The sequence below is a fragment of the Streptomyces sp. NPDC058008 genome (assembly GCF_042886395.1).
In the GTDB taxonomy this organism is placed as follows: domain Bacteria; phylum Actinomycetota; class Actinomycetes; order Streptomycetales; family Streptomycetaceae; genus Streptomyces.
In genome coordinates this window covers 140969-165592 of the sequence record NZ_JBHVQX010000008.1, presented here as the reverse complement: position 1 = coordinate 165592, position 24624 = coordinate 140969, and the positions used below count along the sequence as shown (strand labels likewise).

At 67.2% G+C, this 24624-nt stretch carries 18 protein-coding genes; 4 read left to right on the top strand and 14 right to left on the bottom strand.

All coding sequences use genetic code 11. The features are described from left to right. Window positions 1–13: 13 nt before the first annotated feature. The 8 genes from ACFVS9_RS10710 to dnaB all read right to left on the bottom strand — a co-directional run bounded on the left by ACFVS9_RS10710 (window position 14) and on the right by dnaB (window position 13295). A complete protein-coding gene (locus ACFVS9_RS10710) occupies window positions 14–1393 on the bottom strand; it encodes a serine hydrolase domain-containing protein (RefSeq protein ID WP_389931398.1) in 1380 nt (459 codons plus the stop codon). A gap of 101 nt (window positions 1394–1494) precedes the next feature. Next, window positions 1495–1923 (bottom strand): hypothetical protein, encoded by a 429-nt coding sequence (locus ACFVS9_RS10705; RefSeq protein WP_389931491.1) that lies wholly within the window; start codon window positions 1921–1923, stop codon window positions 1495–1497. A gap of 778 nt (window positions 1924–2701) precedes the next feature. Beyond that, window positions 2702–4630 (bottom strand): ATP-dependent endonuclease, encoded by a 1929-nt coding sequence (locus tag ACFVS9_RS10700; RefSeq protein WP_389931397.1) that lies wholly within the window; start codon window positions 4628–4630, stop codon window positions 2702–2704. Window positions 4631–4903: 273 nt separating this feature from the next. After that, the gene (locus ACFVS9_RS10695) at window positions 4904–7615 is read right to left on the bottom strand and encodes a TniQ family protein (RefSeq protein ID WP_389931395.1); all 2712 of its coding nucleotides are present in this window, start codon (window positions 7613–7615) and stop codon (window positions 4904–4906) included. Beyond that, a complete protein-coding gene (locus tag ACFVS9_RS10690) occupies window positions 7600–8748 on the bottom strand; it encodes an AAA family ATPase (protein WP_389931394.1) in 1149 nt (382 codons plus the stop codon). Before ACFVS9_RS10690 ends, ACFVS9_RS10695 begins: the two co-directional genes overlap by 16 nt. Further along, a complete protein-coding gene (locus ACFVS9_RS10685) occupies window positions 8738–10888 on the bottom strand; it encodes a transposase (protein WP_389931393.1) in 2151 nt (716 codons plus the stop codon). Before ACFVS9_RS10685 ends, ACFVS9_RS10690 begins: the two co-directional genes overlap by 11 nt. Further along, on the bottom strand, window positions 10885–11556 hold the full coding sequence (locus tag ACFVS9_RS10680) for a TnsA-like heteromeric transposase endonuclease subunit (RefSeq protein ID WP_389931391.1): 672 nt from the start codon (window positions 11554–11556) through the stop codon (window positions 10885–10887). The genes ACFVS9_RS10685 and ACFVS9_RS10680 overlap by 4 nt, the downstream gene beginning before the upstream one ends. A gap of 281 nt (window positions 11557–11837) precedes the next feature. After that, a complete protein-coding gene (dnaB, locus tag ACFVS9_RS10675; RefSeq protein WP_383112856.1) occupies window positions 11838–13295 on the bottom strand; it encodes a replicative DNA helicase in 1458 nt (485 codons plus the stop codon). Between the two features lie 476 nt (window positions 13296–13771). On the opposite strand from dnaB, the gene ACFVS9_RS10670 reads away from it, so the two are divergent. Beyond that, a complete protein-coding gene (locus ACFVS9_RS10670; protein ID WP_389931390.1) occupies window positions 13772–15109 on the top strand; it encodes an MATE family efflux transporter in 1338 nt (445 codons plus the stop codon). Between the two features lie 103 nt (window positions 15110–15212). Here the strand turns inward: ACFVS9_RS10670 and rplI are convergent, their stop codons facing one another. From rplI to rpsF, 4 genes are all read right to left on the bottom strand, one after another. Continuing rightward, complete coding sequence (gene rplI / locus ACFVS9_RS10665) at window positions 15213–15659, bottom strand: 50S ribosomal protein L9 (RefSeq protein WP_014155197.1); 447 nt, start codon at window positions 15657–15659, stop codon at window positions 15213–15215. Window positions 15660–15677: 18 nt separating this feature from the next. Next, the gene (gene rpsR, locus ACFVS9_RS10660) at window positions 15678–15914 is read right to left on the bottom strand and encodes a 30S ribosomal protein S18 (RefSeq protein ID WP_003967857.1); all 237 of its coding nucleotides are present in this window, start codon (window positions 15912–15914) and stop codon (window positions 15678–15680) included. A 43-nt stretch (window positions 15915–15957) separates the two neighbouring features. Beyond that, a complete protein-coding gene (locus ACFVS9_RS10655) occupies window positions 15958–16578 on the bottom strand; it encodes a single-stranded DNA-binding protein (protein WP_389931388.1) in 621 nt (206 codons plus the stop codon). Between the two features lie 71 nt (window positions 16579–16649). Beyond that, entirely contained in the window at window positions 16650–16940 is a 291-nt protein-coding gene (gene rpsF, locus ACFVS9_RS10650) for a 30S ribosomal protein S6 (RefSeq protein WP_006604399.1), read from the bottom strand. Between the two features lie 286 nt (window positions 16941–17226). Here rpsF and ACFVS9_RS10645 point away from each other — a divergent pair, with 286 nt between their 5' ends. From ACFVS9_RS10645 to ACFVS9_RS10635, 3 genes are all read left to right on the top strand, one after another. Next, a complete protein-coding gene (locus ACFVS9_RS10645) occupies window positions 17227–17583 on the top strand; it encodes a hypothetical protein (RefSeq protein WP_383112786.1) in 357 nt (118 codons plus the stop codon). Between the two features lie 183 nt (window positions 17584–17766). Then, window positions 17767–18885 (top strand): lipid II:glycine glycyltransferase FemX, encoded by a 1119-nt coding sequence (locus ACFVS9_RS10640; protein ID WP_389931386.1) that lies wholly within the window; start codon window positions 17767–17769, stop codon window positions 18883–18885. 78 nt (window positions 18886–18963) lie between these two features. Then, window positions 18964–19995 carry an alanine racemase gene (locus ACFVS9_RS10635; protein WP_103760681.1) on the top strand — a complete coding sequence of 344 codons (1032 nt, stop codon included), beginning with the start codon at window positions 18964–18966 and terminating at the stop codon, window positions 19993–19995. A gap of 12 nt (window positions 19996–20007) precedes the next feature. Here the strand turns inward: ACFVS9_RS10635 and ACFVS9_RS10630 are convergent, their stop codons facing one another. Together ACFVS9_RS10630 and ACFVS9_RS10625 are read right to left on the bottom strand one after the other, a co-directional pair. Further along, window positions 20008–21522 (bottom strand): glycosyltransferase family 87 protein, encoded by a 1515-nt coding sequence (locus ACFVS9_RS10630; RefSeq protein ID WP_383112785.1) that lies wholly within the window; start codon window positions 21520–21522, stop codon window positions 20008–20010. 164 nt (window positions 21523–21686) lie between these two features. Continuing rightward, window positions 21687–24374, bottom strand: a complete 2688-nt coding sequence (locus tag ACFVS9_RS10625) for a transglycosylase domain-containing protein (RefSeq protein ID WP_383112784.1) — start codon at window positions 24372–24374, stop codon at window positions 21687–21689. Window positions 24375–24624: the final 250 nt, after the last annotated feature.

The window sequence follows — 24624 nt, the reverse complement described above, 5'->3', positions numbered from 1 at the left end:
CCGCTCCGGCTTGTCAGAGGGCGAGTCCTCGCCAGCCACCCTCGTCCACACCACCGGGGATGGCCGCGCTCCGGTCGTACGGCTCCCGCGTGAAGACGAACGATCCAAGGTCGAGGTGGTCCACCGTGCCGTCCTCGGCGCGCACGACCCGGAGAGTCTCCCCCGCGTAGTAGCCGTTGAGCCCCGTCCAGGTCCCGTCGGGGCGGGCCCGGAACCGGGCCGCACGGCCGACGCCTCGCAGCGGCTGGAGTTCGAGTCCTCGGTCGGTGAGGAGCTTCACGGCAAGGACCTGCGTACCCCAGTACCAGGGCCCGGTCAGCGCCAGCAGTTCGTGGTCGACCTCGGGCAGTGGGCGCCAGGGCTCCGGGATCCTCGGTTCCGCGTCGGCGACGATCTGGACAAGGTCCGCGGCGACCGTGCTTGCCGGAGGGCCGGAGGTGGCATTCGCGAAGACCACGGCCGCCACGTCGTCGTCGACGCTGAACCACAGCGCGGCCAGGAAGCCGGGCAGCGATCCTGAATGGCCGAGCAGCGTACGGCTCCCACGCCGGATGTTCTGGAGGCCGAGGCCGTACGTACCGGCCCAGTCCCCGGCCTCCGGCGGAGCCGAGGGAACGTGCATCTCCGCCACCGAGGACGAACTCAGCACCCGGTCATCTCCCCGCGCCAGAAACGCCGCGAAGCGAAGGAGATCGGTGGTGGTCGACCAGAGCTGCCCGGCTGGAGCCATCAGCCCCAGGTCCTCGGCCGGTTCGGGCAGCAGGACATCGGCCCACGGATGGACGGCCCAGCCGCCCGCGTGCGGTGCGACCGCCTGCGAGGTCGTACGGTCCATCCCGAGAGGTTCCAGAATCTCGCGCCCCAGCACATCGGCCCAGGGCTTGCCGCGAAGCTCCTCGATGAGCGAGCCGAGCAGGGTATAACCCGGGTTCGAGTAGTGGTGACCGTGGCCGGACTGTTGGACGAACGGGGTCTCGCCGAGCACATCCGCGAGCTCCGGGCGCGTCGTGGGAGGCGTCCTCTCCCACCAGGGGGCAGGCGTCTCGGCACCCAGCCCCCCGCTGTGGCCCAGCAGTTGGAAGATGGTCACCTGCCCCGCACCCGTGCCCGGAAGATGCTTCTCCAACTGGTCGTCCAGATCCAGCAGCCCTTCGTCACGCAGGCGCATCACCAATACGGCGGTGAACGTCTTGGTGATGGAGCCGATCCTGAACTGCGTGTCCCCATCGGGTTCATGGCCGTCCACACAACTACGGGCACCGCTCCAGGCGATCTGCCCGTCCCGTTGCACAGCGGCGACGAGGGACGGGGCCCGGCCTTGGGACTGCGCGGTCGCCACGCGGTGCAGCAGGGCTCGCCGGGTGCTGGGAAGCAGAACTTCTTGAGAGGTCATGCCCAAGAATGACCCGCTCGGCCTTGGCCTGACGAACCGTTTCCAGCCGTCCGGTGACCGACGGCACGACGAGCCGCACGGCGGGCCTTCACGACAGATCCTCAAGCATGCGGTCTCCGGCGGGTGTTGGCTGTGGCGCTCGGCCCAGTCCCGGCGCTGCCAGAGCCGGTCCTGGCGCCGGATGGCGTGGATGGACCGGACTCGAGGGGATCGAGCGTCCGGGCGCTGGGAATACCTGGTTCGCCACGGTGGATGACGCGTTGCCGGCCGGTGGCGTCACGTACGTCGACGGCCTGGTAGGTGCGGCTGAGCGGCCCGACACCCGGGTGGACGAACCGCTCAGCGTCCTGGGTCCTGCCGCGCACGGTAGGGCACGCCCAGAGGCGGGCGAAGTACGTGCTGCCCTCGGTGGGAGTACGGGGCGAGTACGCGCAGCCGAGGATCGTCCGGGTCGAAGCCGACGGCCTGGCGCAGATGGGCCACGGCCGCCTCCGCGTCCGCTTCCCGTCGATGTGGAAGCGACGGCCCACAGGGTCGAGGAGGGCCACGCGGGCCAGGCTGTCCGCCGACTCGAACAGGGCGCGGAGGGCACCGGCCAGGGCATGAGCGGCAGAACGTCCAGGACCTGGCGGCCGGAGGAACACCGATGTCCGGTGCCTCCTCTCCCTGGCCGCGACAAGGGGCGCACCGGGCTCACGGCGTACGCGAAAACACGGGCGCGACTCGGCCGAGTCGCGCCCTTCACGCCGCGCTCCGCACCACGCCGACGCCGTGACCACGGCCGTTCCGGACCCTGCCGACGCGAACCGTCCCACGGCCTCCCGGCGGAGAAGCCCCGGCACGGATCCCACGGGTCCCGCAGACCACCTCTGTAGGTTCCGACGGCCGATGTCATCTGCCGCGTCGCTGACCTGCCAACTCTCTCGACGTCTCAGGTCGTGTCCAGCCGCTCATTCTCACAACCATGTCCAAATCCTCAGAAGCGACAGGAGAAGAGGTTCGTGGCTCCTCCTCTGAGGCACGGCTCGTTGCCCACTCCGCCACGTACTACGACTGAGTTCGATGTTGCTCATTGGCAAGCAGAGTCATACGCCCACCAGGCCGAGCGCGACCAGTCGTTCGGACCGGCGGGCAGTGCACTGAGGGGCCGCGCGCATAAAGTCGGCGGCGGTGAGGCAAGTGCCCCACCGCCGCCGAAGGCAGCCCCTGTGTGCTCACTCCTAGGGCTTCCGCGTCTCACCCGTGCGCATCAGAACCGTCCCATTTGCTGAGGAGAGACAGCGGGGAGCGTGTCACCCCACGGTCCCCTCAGCGCTTGGGGAGGAGAGCGTTCATTCGGGTGAAGAGCCGGTTGGCGCGGGCGATCGTGGCGGCGTCGATCTTCGAGATGAGTTCGTTCTGCTCACGAAGGAGGACAGCGGCTGGCCTGTAGTGGTTGAACCGCGTATCGATCTTCCGCTTCTTGAAGACCGACTCAATCTGCCGGACAACGCGGGGGTCCTTGGCGTTGAGATCCGCAGCGGTGATGGGCGTGGCCAACTCGGCGGCGTAGGCGCGGTTCACGAGTTCGACGTAGAAGTCACGGTCGAACAGGTCCTCGACATCCGCGTCACCGGCGTCGGTGAACTCGCTGATCTCGACGAGCCCGTTCTTGGAGAGCTGGTCGTTGTCGCGGAGTCGCTGGACAGCGCCGACGTCCTTGGTGCTGGAATCGATGAGGACGGCAACGTTCAGCTTGTTCGCGCCGAGGAGGGTCACGAAGGTGGACAGCTTGCCGGAGCCGCCGATGGGGGTCTTCACCCAGCGCGGGTCGAGCCCGGTGGAGCCGTTCGCCTCGGCAAGATCCGTGAGAACGTCCAGATAGATCAGGTCGCTGGGGCCTTCGAGGAGCAGGATGTGCTCTCCCACGAACAGCGTCTGAGTCATCTCGATGCCCATCGCGGTCAGCAGAGGGAAGGCGGTGTCCTCGTCGGCCTTGAAGATCTCCGAGGAGACCTTGGCGCCGCCTCGCTCCATGTCGATCACGGTTCGGACGCGGTTGAGGTGGTCGGGATCGACCATGAAGGGCGAGTGCGTCGTGTAGAGGACCTGGTGCTTCGGCGCGAGGCGGTCGTCGACCAGACGAAGGAAGTCCTCCTGGGCGCGTCCGTGGAGAGAAAGGCCGGGTTCGTCGAGCAGAAGGATCAGGTCGGTGGTTCCGGCTGCCTCCAGCTCGTTGAAGTAGGCGAGGAAGGAGAAGAACCAGACGAAGCCACGGGACCGCTCATCGAAGGGCACGGATGCGCGGTGGCGGCGGTTGAAGACCCGGACCTGCAGGATCGGGCCCTGGTCGAAGGGGGCCAGGGCTCCCGGTTCCGGCGCGAGGGTCTTCAGTTGGACTTCCAGCTCCGTGTTCTGCGACCAGTACTCGAAGACCTCGTCGGAGATGACGTTGCCCGAGTTCTCCAATTCACGGATGAGCCGTTCGTGCTGGTCGGAGTCGTTGAACTCCTCGGGAGATACGCCGGCCATGTCGAGAAGGCTGAGCAGTGCCCGCTCCCCTCGCGTGACATCGCCGGCATCGCTGCGTCGGATCAGGTCTGGGAGCGAGACCTTGCCGGGCATGGAGTCGTAGTCGTCGAAGTAAACGAACGTCGGCATCCACCTACTCGCGTAGGCGTCGATCAGGTGCAGCACCACGCTGCTGTCGCGCCATTCGCGGATGCGCTCGGCCAGAGCGCTGGCGTCCGAGGGGCTCTCGTCCAGTTCGTCCAGGGCATCGAGCAGATCCTTGACCGTCTTCGCGCCGCTGAGCGCCTTGGCCGCCGCTGCGGGCAGGTCGAGAGCCGAGCGCAGGTGGTCGACGATGGCCGCTTCGTTGTAGGGCAGCGTGAACCGCTTGATGGGGTCGCGGTAGCCGATGGTGACCTGGAACTCCGGGCTGCGCAGGGCCTTCGGTCCCAGTTCGTCCACGATCTGCTTCATCTCCGCCTCATCGAAGCGGAAGGTGGCGCGGACCACGGGAATCTGCTTCCCGTCGGGGAGCCGCTTGCGCTCCCGGGTCTTGCGGGCCGGGAAGTCGATCACCTCGTCGAACTTCACGTCCTCGACCGGCTTGAGCCGGTAGAGGGCCTGCAGCAGCGTGGTCTTGCCTGACTCATTCTTGCCGACCAGACAGGTGACGTCGTCTTCGATGTCGAAGGTCTCGGAGTCCTCGATGGACCGATAGTCGGTGACGCGGGCCTTTATCAGGTGCACGTTCTGGGATCCTTCCTCGTGATTCGCGAGGAGGCCCGGTGTGCCGCGATCGGCGAGGCAATGATCACAAACTCCGGCACTGAGTGCCTTCGGCGTTGTGTTCGAGGTAGGTTCCAAATGCCAGTAAGGAAGAGACCCCGGTGCCCGTCGACCTCGACGCCACCGGGGTCCTCTTTGAGCTAGATCTGAGGGTACCGCCCCCCACTGACAGTCCTTCACTATTTGTCTTCCCACGGGCTGTAACCCCAAGCTGAGGAGAGAGTTTCCCGCTGATCAGCTTCCGTCTGTTCTCCGAAGCGGGGTGTTGCTGGCAGCCTGATCTGGAAAGGCTTTGTTGATCGCTCTCTTCGCTCGCCTTCCCAGTGCTGTGAGCCGCATGGGACGTCCGCGGACCGCTCGTTCCAGTAGCGGCCCGCCAAGGTCTCGCTCCAGTCGGTTGATCTGCCCGACGAGAGTGAACCGCTTGACGTTCAGAGCGTCTGCTGCGGCGCCGAGGGTGGGGTAGGAGGCCGCGGCGGCAAAGTTGCGGAGGTGTTCACGACCACCCCGGCGTTCGAGTGCCAGCCGAAGTAAGGGTGGTGCGGTAGCGCCGTCGGCGAGGGCTCGGAGGGCTGGGTTGTGGCCGGCTCCGCCGCGGCGGGTCGAGATCTGGTGGTGTCTCGCCCAGCGAGCCATCGATGTGGGACTCATGCCGGTCTCGCGGGCGAGGTCCGCGAGAGGTCGGCGGTGAACCGTGTACTGCTCGTGGAGCCATTCCCTGGTGATGGGCTTCGCCCGGCTTGTTCTGCCCGTAGGACGCAGGGCAATGTCGTACTCACGGGTGAGAGCGGTGACCACACTGATGCTGATGCCTGTTGCCTGGGAGACGCGGCGGATGGACAGCCGTTCATCGATGTAGAGACGCCGCAGTTCAGACTCCGGTAGCTGTGCCCGAGCCACTGCACTGATGTGACCTGTCGCCCATGCCTTACCGGGGGTGATGGGTCGCGGCGGCGGCGGATGCTCGGCGAGGAGATGCTTGACCGCATCGTTGCTCGTGCCGAGGAGGTTGGCCGCTTGCGTGACGGTCACGCGAGGCCGGCCGATGAGCTCGTGCAGGGTGGCGATGCTGACAGCGTCGGGGTTTGTTCCTGGGAGCTCGAGTCCTTTCAGGAGCGTGGTGTCTGGGTGCCAGGTGAGTGGCTCGTCGTGGATGCGGTGACGGTCGAGGAAGGATCTGGCTGTGTGGTCGAGCTCGGTTGCCAGGTCCGAGGTCAGATGGGTGGTGAACTCGCTGATCCACTTGCGGGTCTCGGCTTCCGTCACGATCGTCTCAGCTGGCATGAGCTCGGCCGGGAGTCCGCTGATGCGTTCGAAGATGTGGCTGCGGGCAGCGTGGATTCGCCGCTCACGACCGCGGAATTGCGCTGTGCGTCGGCAGATGTCATCCCACTCTTGAAGGGGCAGGAGGCCGCTGTAGTCAAGGTGGCGTCGGCGTTCGTAGTCGATGGGTGCCGGTTGTGCGTCGAGTTGCTCGGCCAGCAGGGTCATGACGTTCTGCATGACCGTCCACCAAGGGGTGCGTCGCAGATACTGCATGACTCTGGAGGCAGCGAGCCCGCTGGTTGCGCTTCCCAGGCGGCTCGAGATCTCTTCCATGTCCAGACGACTGCCGGTGAGACCGAGCATGCAGGACAGGGCGGGCCTCAGGATGCGTTGATAGTGACCTGCTGGAGGTGCAATCCGTAGCGACAGCGCTGGCCAGAACACCGCAGGGATCGAGTGAAGTCGACGGTGGGAGTCATGGACGCTGTCCGGGTAGCGAGGCCGGTTTGACGCCGTTCGGTAGCGGAGCTGGTCAGTGCACCTGAGGTCGGGGCCGATCGACGCAAGCTGGACGGCCAGCAGTCGCGGACTTGTGTACTTGCCCCAGGCGGTCATCGTGGTCGGGGTTGCTGGTGTGGTGCTCCTCGGATGGTGTCCGGTGAACCGGCGAAGTTCCGCGCCCGCCAGCTGGACGTGCCGCCCTCCCAGGATGTGCAGGGCCGCGATGACACCGGCTGCGGTGCCGGCGGCCGTGGGAGGGGCCATGAACCCGGGCCGGACGGTGGGGTTGGTCAGAGAGCGAGGACCTGACCGCGGGCTTGCGGCCGCATTGTGGACATCCAGCACGTCGGCTGGGACCAGGGTCGTGAGGAGGTCGCTTCTGGAGGCGGCCAGGGTTCGGGAAGCGACTGCTCGGAGGTCGGCCAAGGCATTCAACGAAGGAACCTCGGAACGTTCATAGATCCCGAAGTCCGCGGTCCCCGAGGTGATCGTTTCACTCACGATCCGTTGTGCAGCCAGGGCCGGGTGTTCCTGCGGCAGCGTCAGCGTGGACATTTGCGCAAGATCAGCTCGGCAGCGGGGCGATTCCGGGCCGGTGGACCGGTTGGTCGCGGGGTTCGCGCAGTGCCCTGGCTGTGGAATGCCGGCGACGGGGTAGGGGTGGCTTCTCTGCAGGGAGCCGCAGCGCGGACAGGTGTCCGCCAGGAGCCTGTGGTGTTGGAGGCAGGCGAAGGACCAGCCGAGCCGCCATTCCAGCTGCCATCGTCCGCCGGAAGCTGCCAGGCAGTCGGGGCAGTAGCGGGAGCCGCTGCCTCGGCCCCAGAGCACCCAGCGTTTGACCTGTCGGGTGCGGTGATCAAGTAGCAGGGCTCGCTGGTCGTAGTGGGCCAGGGTCGCTGCGATGACCTGCTCGGGATCGATGCCGCAGGTATGCGCAATGTCGTTGACCTCCGCGGGTCGGAGGAGCTGGACCCAGTCGCGCGGAATGTCGGCTTCTGGTTCCGTCTTTCGTCTTGCTCTGGCATGACGGGCCAGCCCCAGCTGAGGCAACAGTTCGCCCATGGGTGTGTGGAGCCGGTGGGCCATCGCCTCGAACCACGAGTCGAGTGCCTCTCCTGGAAGGGGCACGACCCTGATGGAGAACGTGCGCAAAGCGGGACGGCTCATGATGCTGTGCAACGCTGGAGTTTCGGGAGGCTGGTCAGTTTGTTGTTCTCAAAGGCCAGTTGAAGCTCTCGGCGAGCCTCCTCGGAGGCGGCGTCGTTCTTCACCCGGTCCAGCAGGTCCCTGTCCAGGTGTTCCGTGCCGGTGCGTACGGCTCTCTGGCAGCCGCGGTTGATCAACGTCATGAGCGAGCCGATGTGTCCGGTGCTGCGGGCGAAGAGGTAGTCGGACAGGTCGTCCGCGATCATGCCAGGGTGCGAGTTCGCGAGGAGCACGCGTTCCTCGATCGCGAGGAGAGTGTCGCGCCATCCGTGGCGCCCCTGCTCGGTCCTGATGTCGAACGGGTCCATGTCCAGCCGGGTCGTGCGGCGCCCGGTCTGGGCGAGGACCCCGTCCTCATAGGTTGCTCCCTCGCTGAACAGGCCCCGTTTCTCCAGCCCGACTCCGACCAACAAGAGGGTCACCGGAAACTCGTTGGCGATGTACTTGAAGTGGTTGCTGACCTCGATCCCGCTCTTGTTCCGCCACTTCAGAAAGTGCAGATCGTCCACGATCAGCAGCTTCGTTTCCGCGGACAGCACGGAGTCGAGAGCGCGATAGCCAAAGTCGGCCGTGGTGCCGCGGAAGCGGCCGGGGTGCGCGAAGTACTCCAGAATGGCGCGGTTGAAGTCGCGCATCCCGGTGTTACTGGTCAGGCCAACCCGGCAGACAGGCCAGCGTTCATGTCCGTCGTCGGTGTACTTGCCTTCCTCTCTGATGATGCGGCGGTGGAGCTTGCGCGCGAAGGCAAGCACGGCCGTAGTCTTGCCCAGCCCAGGAAAGGCGTCGAGGGCGATCCCGCCTTTGACCTTGTCGCTGTCCTGGTCGTTGCTGTCGAAGATGTCCCAGAGGTCTTCGTGCAGGGCCTTCATCTGCGGAGTTCCGAGCGGGCCGAGGTTCGCGTGCCATTTGCGGCGGGCGCGGTTGTACTCGGCCAGGGCTTCCTCACCCAGCTTCTTCAGCTGCCGGTGGGGCAAGAGATCCGGACGGATCCGGCGCGGGGCGTCCGCGAGGCGGCCGAAGCCTTCCTTGCGGGACAGCGTGAGGTGATCCAGCCGGGAGCGCAGATCGGCTTCCTCTGCCTGGGCGCGGGTCGGCTTACTCGTCATCGTCGATGTCCTTCAAGGCCGTGGCGTAGAAGTCGAACTCCTCTTCCAACTCCTCCAGACCGTCGGCATCGTCATCGCCCGCCTCCGCCTCCTGGACGGCCTCGATCGCTGGAGGCGCCGGTTGCTCGGGAAGGGACAGCACGCGGGCGACCGACGGCAGCGAAGTGACGTCGTCGGCCTGCTGCCCGGGAAGATCCATGGCGACCTGTTCGCGGGAGAGCCGCAGCGCCATCCGTCGTTCGACCAGAGAAGTGCCAAGGCCGAGGTTCCACCGCTTCAGCAGCTGGGCAATGGCGAGCCGGTCGTCGGGATACGTGTACTCCTTCGCCACCAGACGCCGGGCAAACTGCAGCGCTTCATCGCTCAGCGGCATGTCTAGGCTAGGCGCGTGTTCCCACTGAAGCGTGTGCCAGACGCGCTTGTGGTCCCGGAAATGGATCCGGGTGACATCGTCGGGGTCCGCGAAGAACTCCAGCCGCCGCTTGTCCAGGTCGATGTCGGAGCTGGCCATGTCCCGCAGCCCGTCGAGGCAGCCGCCGTTGTAGCGGCGGCCATTGATCTCGACGCCGTAGTGCTGGACCGTGCGCATCGTGACGCCGAGGAACTCCAAGGCCAGATTCGGGTCGCGGGGCACCTCGATGTAGCCCGCCCGCGCGAGCCCGTGCTCGAACATCACCGCCGGGGACAACTCCACCTTCGGCAGGTGCGGATCGACGAGACCCTCGTGTGGCCTGCGGTGATATGTCACCGCGGTCCACTCCCGGATGATCGCCTCCAACTCATGGTGGAAGAAGAAGGCAGCCTTCTCCGGGTTCAGCCCGCGCGAGTGAATGTCCGGTCCCTTGTAGCCGGGCAACCGCTGCAGCAGGTCTTCCCGCAGGGTTCGGAAATATCGCTCCACCGGCCCCTTGTCCCTGCCCGTGCGCAGCCTCGCCGGCTGCACTGAGATCCCCATCCGGCGGCAGACACTGGTCAGATGCGCCGAAAGGTAGATCTTGCCGTGGTCGACGATCAACGTCTCGGGTGCCACCTTCGGGCCCCAGACCCCGGTGGCGGGCCCGTGGATGGCCTCGGCCTCTACCAGCACCCCGCGCGGAATGCCGTGCTCGGGCCAGGCCGCTTCCCTCGGCCAGCTCTCCGGAACCGGCTGAGGACGGTAGGCCTGATAGAGGACTGCCGCCGCGTCGATCGCCTTCGTCGACACCGGAGTCACCCGCAGGCCGATGATGCAGCGGGTGTACCAGTCCATCGCGATCGTCAATTCCGCCTGCATCCACCGCAGCGTCACCGGGTCCAGCGCGAACACGTCCAGCCGCGTGGTGTCCATCAACACGTACTCGCCCGGCCTCGTGGGCCGCAGCTTCCCGTAGACCCCCCTCGGGCGATCGGCGATGTCCCGGTTGCGCTGCATGCTCAGCCGGAATGTCGGATGACGCCGCTCCAGCTCCTGCATCCACCGATAGGCCGTCGTCCGTGGCGGCACCGGCACCTTGACCAGCTTGAACTTGGTCTTGACGCGGGCCTCGACTTCCTCCAGCACCACCTTCACCGAGGGCCGTGACTCCTCCTCGTACTCCTTCAGCACTTCCTCCGCAGCCTCGACCCAGCGTGGATCGGCGTTGCCCAGCCCGCTGTCCGCCCGCGCGGTCTTCAGCACCAGCCCGGCCTCGCCCAGCTCCCGGAAGGCCCGCGCCCACCGGCGCACTGTCCGCTCGGTCACCCCTAGTTCCGCCGCTTTGGCCTCATACCGAGCCCGCAGGGGCAGGTCAGGGGCGTACTGCGGGCGCGGCTCATCCGGCCGTGGGAGGTCCTCGCTGCCGGAGCGGTAGCCCGTCAGCATCTCCCGGATATGCTCGGCTCGCTCCAGGACGTCCTTCTTCTCGTCCTTGGTCAGCCGGTTCAACACCACCGCCGCGAGGTCCTCGTCATCGGTGGAAGACGGGCCCGCACTGTCGTGGATCAGCTCGGCGCGGTCCGAGGTCAGCAGCTCACGCAGCGACATGCGAGCCAGCCTGTCGCGCCCGTCCTTGAGGACGACCTGCATGCCCGTGGCCAGGCTGGCGAACTCCACGACCTCGACCGTCTCGCCGTCCAGCCGGAAGTGCGTCCCGACCCCGAGCCTGGTTCCGGCCCCGTTCATGCGGCCGTCCGCAACATGTGCGCCGAGCTCAGCGGCCGGTCCAGCGCGGTCGTCACATGCCCAGACCACAACAGGTGCAGCACCGCCGACTTCACCAGCGGCCGAGGACACTGCGGGAGCAGCCGGAAAACATCGCCCAGCGACATCCCATCCAGATTCGTAGCCCGCAGCGCGGACACCAGATCCGGGTCGAACAGCCAGGCGCGGCGGTAGCCGGCGAGGAAACGGACGTTCTCCAGCACGAACGGATCCGGTTCACTCCACACCTCGTACTGCCACCCGCGCGAAGTGACCGCCTCCCGCGTCCAAGCGAACGTGAACGCGATCTCCGGCTTCTCAAGCCGGTGACGCGGCTTGACGTCCACGACCACCGGCCCGTCATCCGTCACCAGCAGATAGTCCGGGATGTGCTTGCGAACCTTGCCGTCCACGTCGGCCTTGAGCATGAACGGCTGGGCAATGATGTGCCGCACCTCCGGGGCAAAGTCGGCGAACAGCAGCCGCCCCAGCTCCAGCCGCGACTCGTAGATCACGTGGTCGCCCACTGTCGCCGACCAGTACGTGCCCGAATAGTGCTGCTGCCCCTTGTACCAGCGGAACTTCCGCCACGGCCGGGCCTCCCGCAGCAGCCCGAGTGGCACCGACGGCCACTCCAGGTCCTCCACCACGGACTCGTCACCACGCCGGACACTCAGCCGTACCGGCGCGGCCGCCGCTGTACCCATCGGACCACCAACCCCGCGTTTTCCGAGGCGGCCCCTGTGGCCGCGTAACGCCGGGGTCCTGCCCCGGCCACGCACACAGACGCTGACCGGGGCGGTCCTGTACACAAAGAGGGGAACTACTCGCTCACGGGGCATGAATCCCATCCCCCTGTCCTATTGGCCACGCGGTGGACATCGCCGATGGGAAAAGGACACGGGATCTGGGATCCCACAACCTCACCGACTCAGGTCTGGGCCATGTCCACGAAGCGGGAGTAGTGGCCCTGAAACGCCACGGTGATCGTCGCGGTGGGACCGTTACGGTGCTTGGCCACGATCAGGTCCGCCTCACCCGCACGCGGTGACTCCTTCTCGTACGCGTCCTCACGGTGCAGCAGGATCACCATGTCCGCGTCCTGCTCGATCGAGCCGGACTCACGCAGGTCGGAGACCATCGGCTTCTTGTCCGTGCGCTGTTCCGGTCCACGGTTCAGCTGGGAGAGCGCGATGACCGGCAGCTCAAGCTCCTTGGCCAGGAGCTTGAGGTTACGGGACATGTCCGAGACCTCCTGCTGACGGCTCTCGGCACGCTTCGCCCCTCCGGACTGCATGAGCTGCAGGTAGTCGATGACCACGAGCTTGAGCTCGTTGCGCTGCTTGAGACGACGGCATTTCGCCCGGATCTCCATCATCGACAGGTTCGGCGAATCGTCGATGTAGAGCGGAGCGGCCGACACATCCGGCATCCGCCGGGCCAGCCTCGTCCAGTCCTCGTCGGTCATGGTGCCGGAGCGCATGTGGTGGAGGGCCACACGGGCCTCCGCCGACAGGAGGCGCATGGCGATCTCGTTGCGCCCCATCTCCAGCGAGAAGATCACGCTCGGCAGGTTGCTCTTGATCGAGCAGGCCCGGGCGAAGTCGAGCGCGAGGGTGGACTTACCCATGGCGGGGCGGGCCGCGATGACGATCATCTGGCCGGGGTGCAGGCCGTTGGTCAGGGCGTCCAGGTCGGTGAACCCGGTCGGTACACCGGTCATCTCGCCGCTGCGGGACCCGATGGCCTCGATCTCGTCGAGCGCTCCCTCCATGATGTCGCCGAGCGGGAGGTAGTCCTCGCTGGTGCGCTGCTCCGTGACGGCGTAGATCTCGGCCTGGGCCGAGTTGACGATCTCGTCGACATCACCGTCGGCCGCGTATCCCATCTGCGTGATCTTCGTGCCGGCCTCGACCAGGCGCCGGAGGACCGCTCGCTCGTGGACGATCTCCGCGTAGTACGACGCGTTGGCCGCGGTCGGCACGGACTGGACCAGCGTGTGCAGATACGGGGCGCCGCCGACCTTGGTGATCTCGCCACGTTTGACCAGCTCGGCCGCGACCGTGATCGGGTCGGCGGGCTCGCCCTTGGCGTAGAGGTCGAGAATCGCTGTGAAGACGGTCTCGTGGGCCGGCCGGTAGAAGTCGTGGCCCTTGATGATCTCCACGACGTCCGCGATGGCGTCCTTGGAGAGCAGCATGCCGCCGAGGACGGACTGCTCGGCGTCGAGGTCCTGCGGGGGCACCCGCTCGAAGCCGGACGGCCCTCCGTCCCAACCGCTCTCCCTGCCACGCTCGTGCTGCTCGTCGCGCCCCTTGCCCTCCCCGCGGCGCTGACGGGAGACGGGCAGACGGTCACTGGGACCGACATCGGCCCAGGGATCGTCCAAAGGCTCGGGAATGCTCACCGGGCCACCTCCTCCCGTCCGCTTCGCGGACCTAGCCGTGCCACTCTTTCTTACGGCACGGCACCGACAAACAGGACGCCCGACTCCGGTTCCGGCGCGTCAAGTTCTGCGGTCTTCCATGCCGGAACGGAGTGCGGGCGCCGCACCACGGTAGGCCGGTCCGCACCGTCAGCCAATCTGGTTATCCACAGGGCATGTGGACGACGGACCAGATGCTGTGGAGAACTGCTCGGATCCTGTGCACGGACCGGGGGACAGCACTGTGGACAAACTCATAAGGGATCACAAGAGACCCCTCTGACCTGGCATTTCTCAATCCACCGGCTGTGGGAGAGAAAAAGTTTTGCCGTGGGCTCAAGATCACCGCGAACGGCCTCCCGGCGGAGTCGGAAACCAGCACGAGGTAAGGACCCCTAGCGGATTGCATCTCTTACCTGTGGAAGATTAGATTGACCCTCATGACCCAGGCGTCAACGGCTCAGCCGCCCTCCCGCCGCCGGCACGACCGCGAGATCATCGCGCTCGCCGTGCCCGCCTTCGGCGCGCTCGTCGCCGAGCCGCTCTTCGTCATGGTCGACAGTGCCATCGTCGGCCACCTAGGCACCCCGCAACTTGCCGGTCTGGCGGTCGCCGCCGCCCTCCTGACGACCGCGGTGAGCATCTTCGTCTTCCTCGCGTACGCCACCACGGCCGCGGTCGCCCGCCAGGTCGGCGCCGGAGATCTGGCCTCAGCCATCCGCCAGGGCATGGACGGCATCTGGCTCGCCCTCCTGATCGGTGCCGTTGTCGTCGCCGTCACGCTCCCCCTGGCGCCCTGGCTGGTCGACATCTTCGGGGCGTCCGACACCGCGACCTCCTACGCCACTACCTACCTGCGGATCTCAAGCCTCGGCATCCCGGCGATGCTCGTGGTCCTCGCTGCGACAGGAGTGCTGCGAGGACTACAGGACACCCGAACGCCGCTCTACGTCGCCATCGGCGGATTCGCGGCCAACGGCGCTCTCAACGTCGGCCTCGTCTACGGTGCCGGACTGGGGATCGCGGGATCCGCCTGGGGGACGGTCATCGCCCAAGTGGCCATGGCACTCGCCTACCTGGTCGTCGTGGTTCGCGGAGCCCGTCGGCACGGGGCATCACTGCGTCCCGATACGGCGGGAATCCGTGCCAGCGCGCAAGCAGGTGTGCCCCTGCTTGTCCGGACACTGTCGCTGAGGGCGGTCCTACTGATCGCCACCGCTGTCGCCGCACGCCTCGGCAACTCGGAAATCGCCGCGCACCAGATCATCCTGTCCCTCTGGAGCCTCACAGCCTTCGCCCTCGACGCGATCGCCATCGCCGGACAGGCCATCATCGGCCGCTATCTGGGGGCGAACGATCCCAAGGGCGCCCGGGAGGCATGCCGCCGGATGGTTCAGTGGGGGATCGTGTCCGGGATCGTCCTCGGGGCGGTGATCGTGCTCGCCAGGCCGCTCTTCGTCCCGTTGTTCACAGGTGACGCCTCGGTGAAGGACACCCTGCTGCCGGCGCTCCTGGTCGTAGCGCTCTCCCAGCCGATCTGCGGGGTGGTCTTCGTCCTCGACGGAGTACTGATGGGCGCAGGCGATGGCCGCTACCTCGCCTGGGCCATGGTTCTTACCCTCGCCGTCTTCGCCCCGGCCGCCCTGCTCGTTCCCAGCTTCGGCGGAGGCCTCACCGCTCTCTGGGGGGCGATGACACTGATGATGACCGTCCGGCTGGTCACCCTGTGGCTGCGCACCCGGTCCGGCCGCTGGGTCGTGACCGGAGCCACGCGCTGAAGCGTCCAACCCGGCAGCAGCCTCACTGCCGTGTTTCACGTGAAACGACGAAGGGCCGCACCCATGGGTGCGGCCCTTCACCTAGCTCTGCTGAGCTGTGCCCTTAGGCAGCAACGACCTCGATACCGAGCTTCGCGGCAACCTCGGGGTGCAGACGGACAGACACCTGGTGCCCGCCGAGCGTCTTGATCGGCGAACCGAGCTCGACACGACGCTTGTCGACGTCCGGACCACCGGCAGACTTGATCGCCGAGGCGATGTCGGCCGGGGTGACGGAGCCGAAGAGGCGGCCGGCGTCGCCGGAGCGAACAGCCAGACGGACCTTCACGGCCTCGAGCTTGGCCTTGATCTCGTTGGCCTGCTCGATCGTCGCGATCTCGTGGATCTTGCGGGCGCGGCGGATCTGCGCCACGTCCTTCTCGCCACCCTTGGTCCAGCGGATGGCGAAGCCACGCGGAACCAGGTAGTTACGGGCGTACCCGTCCTTGACGTCCACGACGTCGCCGGCGGCACCGAGGCCAGTGACCTCGTGGGTGAGGATGATCTTCATGATTCGGTCACCCTTCCCTTATCGCGCGGTGGACGTGTAGGGCAGCAGCGCCATCTCACGGCTGTTCTTGACTGCCGTGGCGACGTCACGCTGGTGCTGCGTGCAGTTGCCGGTGACGCGGCGGGCACGGATCTTGCCGCGGTCGGAAATGAACTTCCGCAGCATGTTCGTGTCCTTGTAGTCCACGTACTGGGTCTTGTCCTTGCAGAAAGCGCAGACCTTCTTCTTAGGCTTGCGCACAGGCGGCTTCGCCATGGTGTTTCTCCTGTGTGATCAAGAAGTGGGGGTACGAGCAGCCCTAGAAGGGAGGCTCGTCCGAGTAGCCGCCGCCGGAGCCGCCGGAGCCGCCGGAGCTTCCGCCCCAGCCGCCCCCGCCACCCTGCTGGCCCCCGCCCTGCTGGCCGCCGGACGGTGCGTTGGTGGCCCACGGGTCGTCGGCGGGAGCACCGCCGCCACCCTGCTGGCCACCGCCACCGGGACCGCCGCCCCAGTTGCCGCCGCCCTGCTGGCCACCGCCGTATCCACCCTGGCCGCCGCCGCCCTGGCCACCGCGACCCGTGGTCTTGGTGACCTTGGCCGTGGCGTTCTTCAGGCTGGGGCCGACTTCCTCGACGTCCAGCTCGTAGACCGTGCGCTTGACGCCCTCACGGTCCTCGTAGGACCGCTGCTTCAGCCGGCCCTGCACGACGACGCGCATGCCTCGCTGGAGCGACTCCGCGACGTTCTCCGCCGCCTGACGCCAGACCGAGCAGGTGAGGAACAGGCCTTCGCCGTCCTTCCACTCGTTGGTCTGCCGGTCGAAGATGCGGGGAGTGGACGCGACACGGAACTTCGCGACCGCCGCACCGGACGGGGTGAAGCGCAGCTCGGGGTCGTCGACGAGATTGCCGACGACCGTGATGACGGTCTCGCCTGCCATGGGTGAACCTCTCGGCGGGGATTGCTTCTGGCTGCTTGCTACTCGAACCCGATGACCACTGAGCTAGACGCTCAGTGGGTCTCGGGACGGAGGACCTTGGTCCGGAGGACCGACTCGTTCAGGTTCATCTGTCGGTCGAGCTCCTTGACGACCGCAGGCTCGGCCTGCAGGTCGATGACCGAGTAGATGCCCTCGGGCTTCTTCTTGATCTCGTAAGAGAGACGACGACGGCCCCAGGTGTCGACCTTCTCAACCTTTCCGTTGCCCTCACGGACGACGGAGAGGAAGTTCTCGATCAGCGGGGAGACTGCGCGCTCCTCGAGATCGGGGTCGAGGATGACCATCACCTCGTAGTGACGCATGTGGAACCCACCTCCTTTGGACTCAGCGGCCACGGTCGTTCCGTGGCAGGAGGGTCGTGATGCGTGAGCAACAGTGTCTCCGAGTAAAACAGCCGCCACTGACAACGCCCGTCTTCGTAAGTCGAGGGAGGTTGGAGTGCTGGCTCAAGGCAGACACCGGTGCAGACCGTACAGAGTACCCGCAGACCGGCTTCCGGTTGAAATCCGGTGTTCAGGGCGCACAATCAAGACAGATGCGGTGTGAGAGGCGCTACATCGCACCGCCCTTCCCGCCAGGAGGTACTCCATGGCACAGACAGTCCGACCTGCCGGAAGCCGGCTGGCCCCCACCCGGACGGCCAAGGCCCACCCGGCCACCGGATCACTCTTCGCCACCGACGGCAGGCCGCATCCGCTCCAGGAAGCGCTGATGGTGGTGACCGGGGTCCTCGGAGTCCTCGCCTTCGTCACGGCGATGTTCCACAACCTGCACCTGATCAGCTCGTGGGCCGGGCTGGTCGGCATCCTCACCGGCGCCTACGGGCAGTACATCTCCAGGACGACCTGGGAGAGGTTCGGCCTGGTCATGGGGATCGGGTCGTCCGCCGTCGGCTTCTATCTCGGCATGGCGCACGGCGGACTCTTCGGCGGCGTCGTCACCTGACCGGCAGAGCTGCGGCCGGCGGGGCCGACCGCCCCGCGCGGCACGTGGCGGGGCGGTCCCGCGCGGGTGGTGTCCGGTCCGGTCCCTACGGGCCAGACCGGGCGCCTCTCGGTCACAGTAGGCTTCGGCGCGAGAGCCGGAGCCCCTGACCGATGGGGACACACCTGCCGAGGAGCGCCCCGCATGAGTCTGACCCTGAGGACCATCAGCCGAGAACAGCATCTGGCATACATCCAGAATCTGCCCTCGGCCAGTCACTGCCAGGTCCCGGCGTGGGCTGATGTGAAAACCGAATGGCGCTCGGAGAACCTGGGATGGTTCGACAAGAACGGCGAGATGGTCGGCGCCGGACTGGTGCTCTACCGCCAGCTCCCCAAGATCAAGCGCTACCTCGCGTACCTCCCCGAGGGCCCGGTCATCAACTGGTACGCCCCCAATCTGGACGAGTGGCTCCAGCCGATGCTCGCCCACCTGAAGCAGCAGGGTGCCTTCTCGGTGAAGATGGGCCCCCCCGTCGTCATCCGCCGCTGGGACTCGGCCGCCATCAAGTCCGGCATCCAGGACCCGGACGTCAAGCGGCTGCGTGACGTCGAGGCCGGCCACATCGAACCGCGCGCCTTCGAGGTCTCGGACCGGCTGCGGAAGATGGGCTGGCAGCAGGGCGAGGACGGCGGCGCCGGCTTCGGTGACGTGCAGCCCCGCTACGTCTTCCAGGTCCCCCTGGCCAACCGCTCCCTCGAGGACGTGCTCAAGGGCTTCAACCAGCTCTGGCGGCGCAACATCAAGAAGGCCGACAAAGCCGGTGTCGAGGTGGTCCAGGGCGGCTACGAGGACCTCGCCGAGTGGCAGCGGCTGTACGAGATCACCGCTGTGCGCGACCACTTCAGGCCGCGCCCGCTCTCGTACTTCCAGCGCATGTGGTCGGTGCTCAACTCCGAGGACCCCAATCGCATGCGGCTGTACTTCGCGCGGCACAACGGCGTGAACCTGTCGGCCGCCACCATGCTCGTCGTCGGCGGGCACGTCTGGTATTCCTACGGCGCGTCGGACAACATCGGGCGCGAGGTCCGTCCCTCCAACGCCATGCAGTGGCGGATGCTCCGCGATTCCTACGCGATGGGCGCGACCGTCTACGACCTGCGTGGCATCAGCGACTCGCTGGACGAGACCGACCACCTCTTCGGTCTGATCCAGTTCAAGGTCGGCACCGGCGGCGAAGCCGTCGAATACGTCGGTGAGTGGGACTTCCCCCTCAACAAGCTGCTGCACAAGGCTCTCGATATGTACATGTCGCGTCGCTGACAGCATCCCGACCCCCACCCCTCAGTTCCTCTTCTCTCTCACTTACACCGCAGCCACCAGAAAGGTTCCGGGCCGGCCATGGCGCTCTCCCTCTACGTCGACACCGCGCGCTGGCGGGCGCACCAGAAGTCCGTGCTGGACCAGTTCCCCGGTCTCGTGCCCGTCTGCAAGGGCAACGGATACGGCTTCGGACACGAACGGCTGGCCGACGAGGCGATCCGGTTCGGTTCCGACACCCTGGCCGTCGGGACCACGTACGAGGCCGCGCGCATCAAGGACTGGTTCAGCGGCGACCTGCTGGTCCTCACGCCCTTCCGCCGGGGCGAGGAGCCGGTCCCGCTCCCCGACCGCGTCATCCGCTCCGTCTCCTCCGTGGACGGCGTGCACGCCCTGGTGGGCGCACGCGTGGTCATCGAGTGCATGAGCTCGATGAAGCGCCACGGGGTGAAGGAGGAGGAGCTCGGCCAGCTGCACGCGGCCATAGAGGACGTACGCCTCGAAGGGTTCGCGCTGCACCTGCCGCTCGACCGCACCGACGGCTCCGACGCGGTCGAGGAGGTCATCACCTGGATGGACCGCCTGCGCGCCGCCCGGCTGCCCCTGCACACGATGTTCGTCAGCCATCTGCGGGCCGAGGAGCTGGCGCGGCTGCGGCAGCAGTTCCCGCAGACCCGCTTCCGCGCGCGCATCGGCACGCGGCTCTGGCTCGGCGACCACGAGGCGACGGAGTACCGGGGCGCGGTGCTCGACGTCACCCGCGTCGTCAAGGGGGACCGCTTCGGCTACCGCCAGCAGAAGGCGGCCTCCGACGGGTGGCTGGTGGTCGTCGCCGGCGGGACGTCCCACGGGGTCGGGCTGGAGGCGCCGAAGGCCCTGCACGGGGTGATGCCGCGTGCCAAGGGCGTCGCCCGCGCCGGCCTGGCCACGGTCAACCGCAACCTGTCGCCGTTCGTCTGGGCGGGCAAGCAGCGCTGGTTCGCCGAGCCGCCCCACATGCAGGTGTCGATCCTCTTCGTGCCCTCGGACGCCCAGGAGCCGAAGGTGGGCGACGAACTGGTGGCGCACCTGCGTCACACCACCACCCAGTTCGACCGCCTCGTGGACCGGTAGGCCCGGCCCCGCTCAGTCGGCGGACGCCCCGCCCGTGGTGCCCCACTCCACCCGCGGTCCTTGGGCCGCGGGTGCGGCACCCCGCGAGGGGTGAGGGTGCGCCTGCAGCAGGGCCGTACGGTCCGGCGCACCGTCGAGCACGCCGCCCGACGGGTCGTCGGACCCGTCGGACCGCACGGGGTCGCGATCCGGCCTGAGGATGTCCCTGACGATCAGGGCGCACAGGTAGAGAGTGCCCGCGAGGTGCAGGACGACCGCGACCTGATAGCCCTCCTGCGGCAGCCCCTGGTGCTTGTCCCCGCTGGTCGTGTAGGCGAGGTAGAACCAGATCCCCAGGAAGTACGCGACCTCGCAGGCCTGCCAGACGAGGAAGTCCCGCCAGCGGGGCCTCGCCAGCGCTGCCAGAGGGATCAGCCAGAGCACGTACTGCGGCGAGTAGACCTTGTTCGTCAGGATGAAGGCCGCCACCACGAGGAACGCCAGCTGGGCGAAGCGCGGCCGGTGGCGGGCGGACAGCGCCAGCCCGGCGATGCCCGCGCAGAGGACGATCATCAGCAGCACCGATGCCGTGTTCACCGTGCCCACGTCGATGGGCCGGCCGGTGCGCTGCGTGATGACCAGCCAGAACGAGCCGTAGTCGATCTGGCGTTCCTGGCTGAACGTGTAGAACTTCTTCCACCCTTCCGGGGCGTACAGCATCACCGGAAGGTTCACCAGGAGCCAGGCGGCCGCCGCTCCGAAGAGCGCGGCCCCGTACTCCCGCCACTTCCCGGCGCGCCAGCACAGCACGAGCAGGGGTCCCAGGAGCAGCACGGGGTAGAGCTTGGCGGCGGTCGCGAGGCCGATGAGGATGCCGAAGGCGAGGTTCCGGCCACGGGACCACATGAGCATCGCCGCGGCCGTCAGCGCGACGGCGAACAGGTCCCAGTTGATCGTCGCGGTGAGCGCGAACGCCGGGGCGAGGGCGACCAGGAGGCCGTCCCAGGGGCGGCGCCGGTGCGTACGGGCGACACACACCGCGATGATCACGGCGCAGACCATCAGCATGCCGGCGTTGACCATCCAGTACATCTGCTCGCGCTGCTGCACCGGGTCCGAGGACGGGGTGAGCGTCAGCCAGGACGCGATCTGCATGAAGAGGCCGGTCAGGACGGGGTACTCGAGGTACGCCATGTCCCCGCTGAGGCGGTCGACGTACGGCACCAGGCCGTCGGCGAACCCACGGCCGACGAAGAGGTGGGGGATGTCAGAGTAGCACGCGTGCGTGTACTGCGAACTGGCGCCGCGGAACCACGCCCAGTCGTAGCAGGGGATCTTCTGCACCATGCCGAGCGCGAACATCCCGATCGCCACGAGCGCGATGACGCGCACCGGGGTGAGCGGCCCCGATCCGAACCGTGCCCAGCGGCCCACGGGACCGCCGATCAGCTCGCTGCCCGCTGCCGCGATCTCGTCCTGCCGCGTGGGCGGTACGACGGACGGTTCCTGGTGCACCCTCGTGTCTTCTGCGCTTGGCATGCCGCACATCCTGCCGTACGGCGCTGTGTGCGGGCGTGGCCCGCGTCCGGGACACACGAAGGGCCGCCGACACCTGGCAGGTGCCGACGGCCCTTCGTACGCGTGTCAGGCGGGCCCTGACGGGATTCCGGGGGCGGTGGCGTCAGGCGCCCCCGTCCTTCCCGGACGGCGGGTCACCCCCCGCCTCCGAAGATCCCGCCGCGACCGTTCTCCTCGCCCTGCGTCGTGCCCTGGGTCGTTCCGTCGGTCGTTCCGCTGTCCGTCCCGCCGTCCGTCGTCCCGGCGTCCGTCCCGCCGTCGGTGGACCCGTCCGTGGTCCCTCCGTTGGCGTTGCCGTTGTTCGTCCCGCCGTTCTGGTTGTTCCTGCACTCCCAGTCGAGGGGGGCACAGGTGTCGCTCGGCGTGGGGCTCGGGGACGTCGTGGTGGGGGACGGCGTCACGGGATCCTCGGTGGTCTCCGAGGGCGAAGGAGACGGCGACGGGCTCGGCGACGGGCTGGGGGAGGCGCCACCGCCGAAGAGCGTGTCGCCGTACGGCTCCGCCTTCGGGAAGTTCACGACCTTCATGCCCTTCACCGCCTCGGCCATGTAGTCGTGCCAGATCTGCGCCGGGAACGAGGCACCGTGGATGGACTTCTCGTTGCCCGTGCCGTACATCTCCAGGAACTCGCGGTCCTTGTTCGTCTCGTCGTCGTCCATCCGGAACATGCTGATGGCCGTCGAGATCTGCGGGGTGTAGCCGACGAACCACGCCGACTTGTTGCCGTCCGTGGTACCCGTCTTACCGGCCACGTCACGCCCCGGGAGCCGCGCGGGCGTACCCGTGCCGTGCTCGACCACGTTCTTCAGCACGTCCGTGACGTTGTCGGCGATGATGCTCGAGAACGCCGAGTTCGTCTTGGTCTCGTGCTGGTAGATGACCTCGCCCTTGTGCTTGACCTCGGTGACCGAGAAGGGCTCCCGCTGCTTCCCGCTGGCGGCGAAGGTGGCGTACGAGCCGGCCATCCGGATGGCACTCGGCGAGGACGTGCCGATGGAGAACGAGGGGACGCTCGAGTCGGCCATGTAGTCGTCGTCACGCAGACCCGCGGAGACGGCTGCCTCCTTCACCTTGTCGGTGCCGACGTCCATGCCGAGCTGGACGTACGGGGAGTTGGCCGACTCCTGCATGGCGTAGCGGAGGGTGATGTCGCCGTAGTTGTGGTTCCCGTCGTTGGTCTGGAGCCACTCGTTGCCCTCCTTGTTCTGCCAGACCTGGCCGTCGTACTTGTTGATCTTCAGCTTGTTGTCACCGTTGTAGATGCTCTTCGGCGAGACCAGCGTGCGCTCGGCCGCACCCTGGTCGGGGCCGAGCTCCGGGTCGCGCTTGCCGTACTTCATGGCGGCCGCCAGCACGAACGGCTTGAACGTCGAGCCGACCTGCGCACCGGTCGCGTCGGCGTTGTTGGTGTAGTGCTTCGTCGCGTCCTGGCCGCCGTACGTGGCGAGGATGGCGCCCGTCTTGGAGTCCACCGAAGCCCCGCCGAACTGGACGTGGGAGTCCTTGTCGGGGCGCTTCTTCACGTCGATCTTGGCCTTCAGCACCTTGGTGACCGCTTGCTCGAGCTGGCCGACCTTCTTCTTGTCGAAGGTGGTGTGGATCTCGTAGCCGCCCCGGGCCAGTTCCTTCTCGGTGACGTTCTGCTCGTTGTGCGCGAGGAAGTACTTCGTGGCCAGGTCGACCAGGTATCCGGTCTGGCCCCCCAGCTTCGCGTCCTTCTTCGGCGCGTCGGGCATGGGGAACTCCGTGTACTTCGCCCGCTCGGCCGCGGTCATCCGGCCGTCCTTGACCTCTTCGTCGAGGATCCAGCTCCAGCGCGCCTTGGCCCGCCTGGTGTTCTCCTTGGCGGAGGCCTTCACCGGGTCGATCTCGGGTGCACCCGCGGGGTCGTAGTAACCCGCGCCCTTGAGCAGCGTCGCCAGGAAGGCGCATTCGCTCGGGTTCAGCTCCGTGGCGTCCTTGCCGTAGTACGCGCGTGACGCCGCCTGGAGTCCGGAGGCGCCCCGGCCGTAGTAGGAGACGTTGAGGTAGCCCTCCATGACCTCGTTCTTGCTCACGGTCTCACCGACCTTGAGCGTGATGAACAGTTCCTTGAACTTGCGGCTCAGGGTCTGGTCCTGGGAGAGCATGGAGTTCTTCACGTACTGCTGGGTGATCGTCGAACCGCCCTGGGTGTCACCTCCCCGGGCCATGTTGTAGAAGGCACGGGCGATACCCATGGGGTCGATGCCCCTGTCGTCGTCGAACGACTTGTTCTCGGCCGAGATGACGGCGTTCCGCATCGCGACGGGGATCTGGGCGAACTCGATCGACTGACGGTTGACGGAACCGCCCGTGGCGACCATCTGCGTGTCGTCGGCCCAGTAGTAGACGTTGTTCTGCGCGGTGGCGAGGTCCTTGATCTCCGGCGGCACCACGAGCGCGTACGCGACGCCGGCCACGCCCATCATGAGCCCCAGGAAGCCCAGGCACAGTCCGGAGGCCAGCTTCCACGAGGGGACCCAGCGGCGGAAGCCGTACTTGCCTGCCCGCGGGTAGTCGACCAGGCGCTTCTTGCCGGAGTCCTCGCGGCCCCGGCCGCGGCCTTCCCGGCCGCCGCTGTCGCCACCTCCCCGCCGTCTGCCCCCGCCACGCTGGGCGGCCCGACGCGCCTCGGCGCGGCCGCCGTAGGTCGGCTCCTCGCCATGCGCTTCGGAAGGTGACTCTGATGTTGCTCTGCGTGACGAATCAGTGCGACGTCCAGCAGGCTGTTGGGCGGCTCGTCTGGCCGCTGCGCGCCCGCCACCTTGCGGTTGCGGCGCTTTGCGACGGTGCTCGCTCATCGAACGACTACTCCTCGGGCAGGCGAGAGCGCCTGGAAGCGGCAGTTGAGATCCGGTCCCCCCGAATTGCGGACAAGCCCTGCGGAAGGCCCACCCGCAGTACATCCGACAGTCCGCGATAACTGACGCACGACGGCGTCTCACGGTTCCCGGTGGTCTGCATGCCGCACAGACTACGCACGGCCCAAAACCTCCGTGGACCGAACTTCACCCCAAATTACGCAAGTCGCTCCCTGTGAATCGGGGATGT

What these genes read in the sequence shown, in the direction of transcription:
- ACFVS9_RS10625 (WP_383112784.1), bottom strand. Translation starts at nt 24,374, where the DNA reads ATGAGCGAGCACCGTCGCAAAGCGCCGCAACCGCAAGGTGGCGGGCGC.
- rpsF (WP_006604399.1), bottom strand. Translation starts at nt 16,940, where the DNA reads ATGCGTCACTACGAGGTGATGGTCATCCTCGACCCCGATCTCGAGGAG.
- ACFVS9_RS10690 (WP_389931394.1), bottom strand. Translation starts at nt 8,748, where the DNA reads ATGACGAGTAAGCCGACCCGCGCCCAGGCAGAGGAAGCCGATCTGCGC.
- ACFVS9_RS10710 (WP_389931398.1), bottom strand. Translation starts at nt 1,393, where the DNA reads ATGACCTCTCAAGAAGTTCTGCTTCCCAGCACCCGGCGAGCCCTGCTG.
- rpsR (WP_003967857.1), bottom strand. Translation starts at nt 15,914, where the DNA reads ATGGCGAAGCCGCCTGTGCGCAAGCCTAAGAAGAAGGTCTGCGCTTTC.
- ACFVS9_RS10635 (WP_103760681.1), top strand. Translation starts at nt 18,964, where the DNA reads ATGGCGCTCTCCCTCTACGTCGACACCGCGCGCTGGCGGGCGCACCAG.
- ACFVS9_RS10685 (WP_389931393.1), bottom strand. Translation starts at nt 10,888, where the DNA reads ATGAACGGGGCCGGAACCAGGCTCGGGGTCGGGACGCACTTCCGGCTG.
- ACFVS9_RS10640 (WP_389931386.1), top strand. Translation starts at nt 17,767, where the DNA reads ATGAGTCTGACCCTGAGGACCATCAGCCGAGAACAGCATCTGGCATAC.
- ACFVS9_RS10655 (WP_389931388.1), bottom strand. Translation starts at nt 16,578, where the DNA reads ATGGCAGGCGAGACCGTCATCACGGTCGTCGGCAATCTCGTCGACGAC.
- ACFVS9_RS10630 (WP_383112785.1), bottom strand. Translation starts at nt 21,522, where the DNA reads ATGTGCGGCATGCCAAGCGCAGAAGACACGAGGGTGCACCAGGAACCG.
- ACFVS9_RS10645 (WP_383112786.1), top strand. Translation starts at nt 17,227, where the DNA reads ATGGCACAGACAGTCCGACCTGCCGGAAGCCGGCTGGCCCCCACCCGG.
- rplI (WP_014155197.1), bottom strand. Translation starts at nt 15,659, where the DNA reads ATGAAGATCATCCTCACCCACGAGGTCACTGGCCTCGGTGCCGCCGGC.
- ACFVS9_RS10670 (WP_389931390.1), top strand. Translation starts at nt 13,772, where the DNA reads ATGACCCAGGCGTCAACGGCTCAGCCGCCCTCCCGCCGCCGGCACGAC.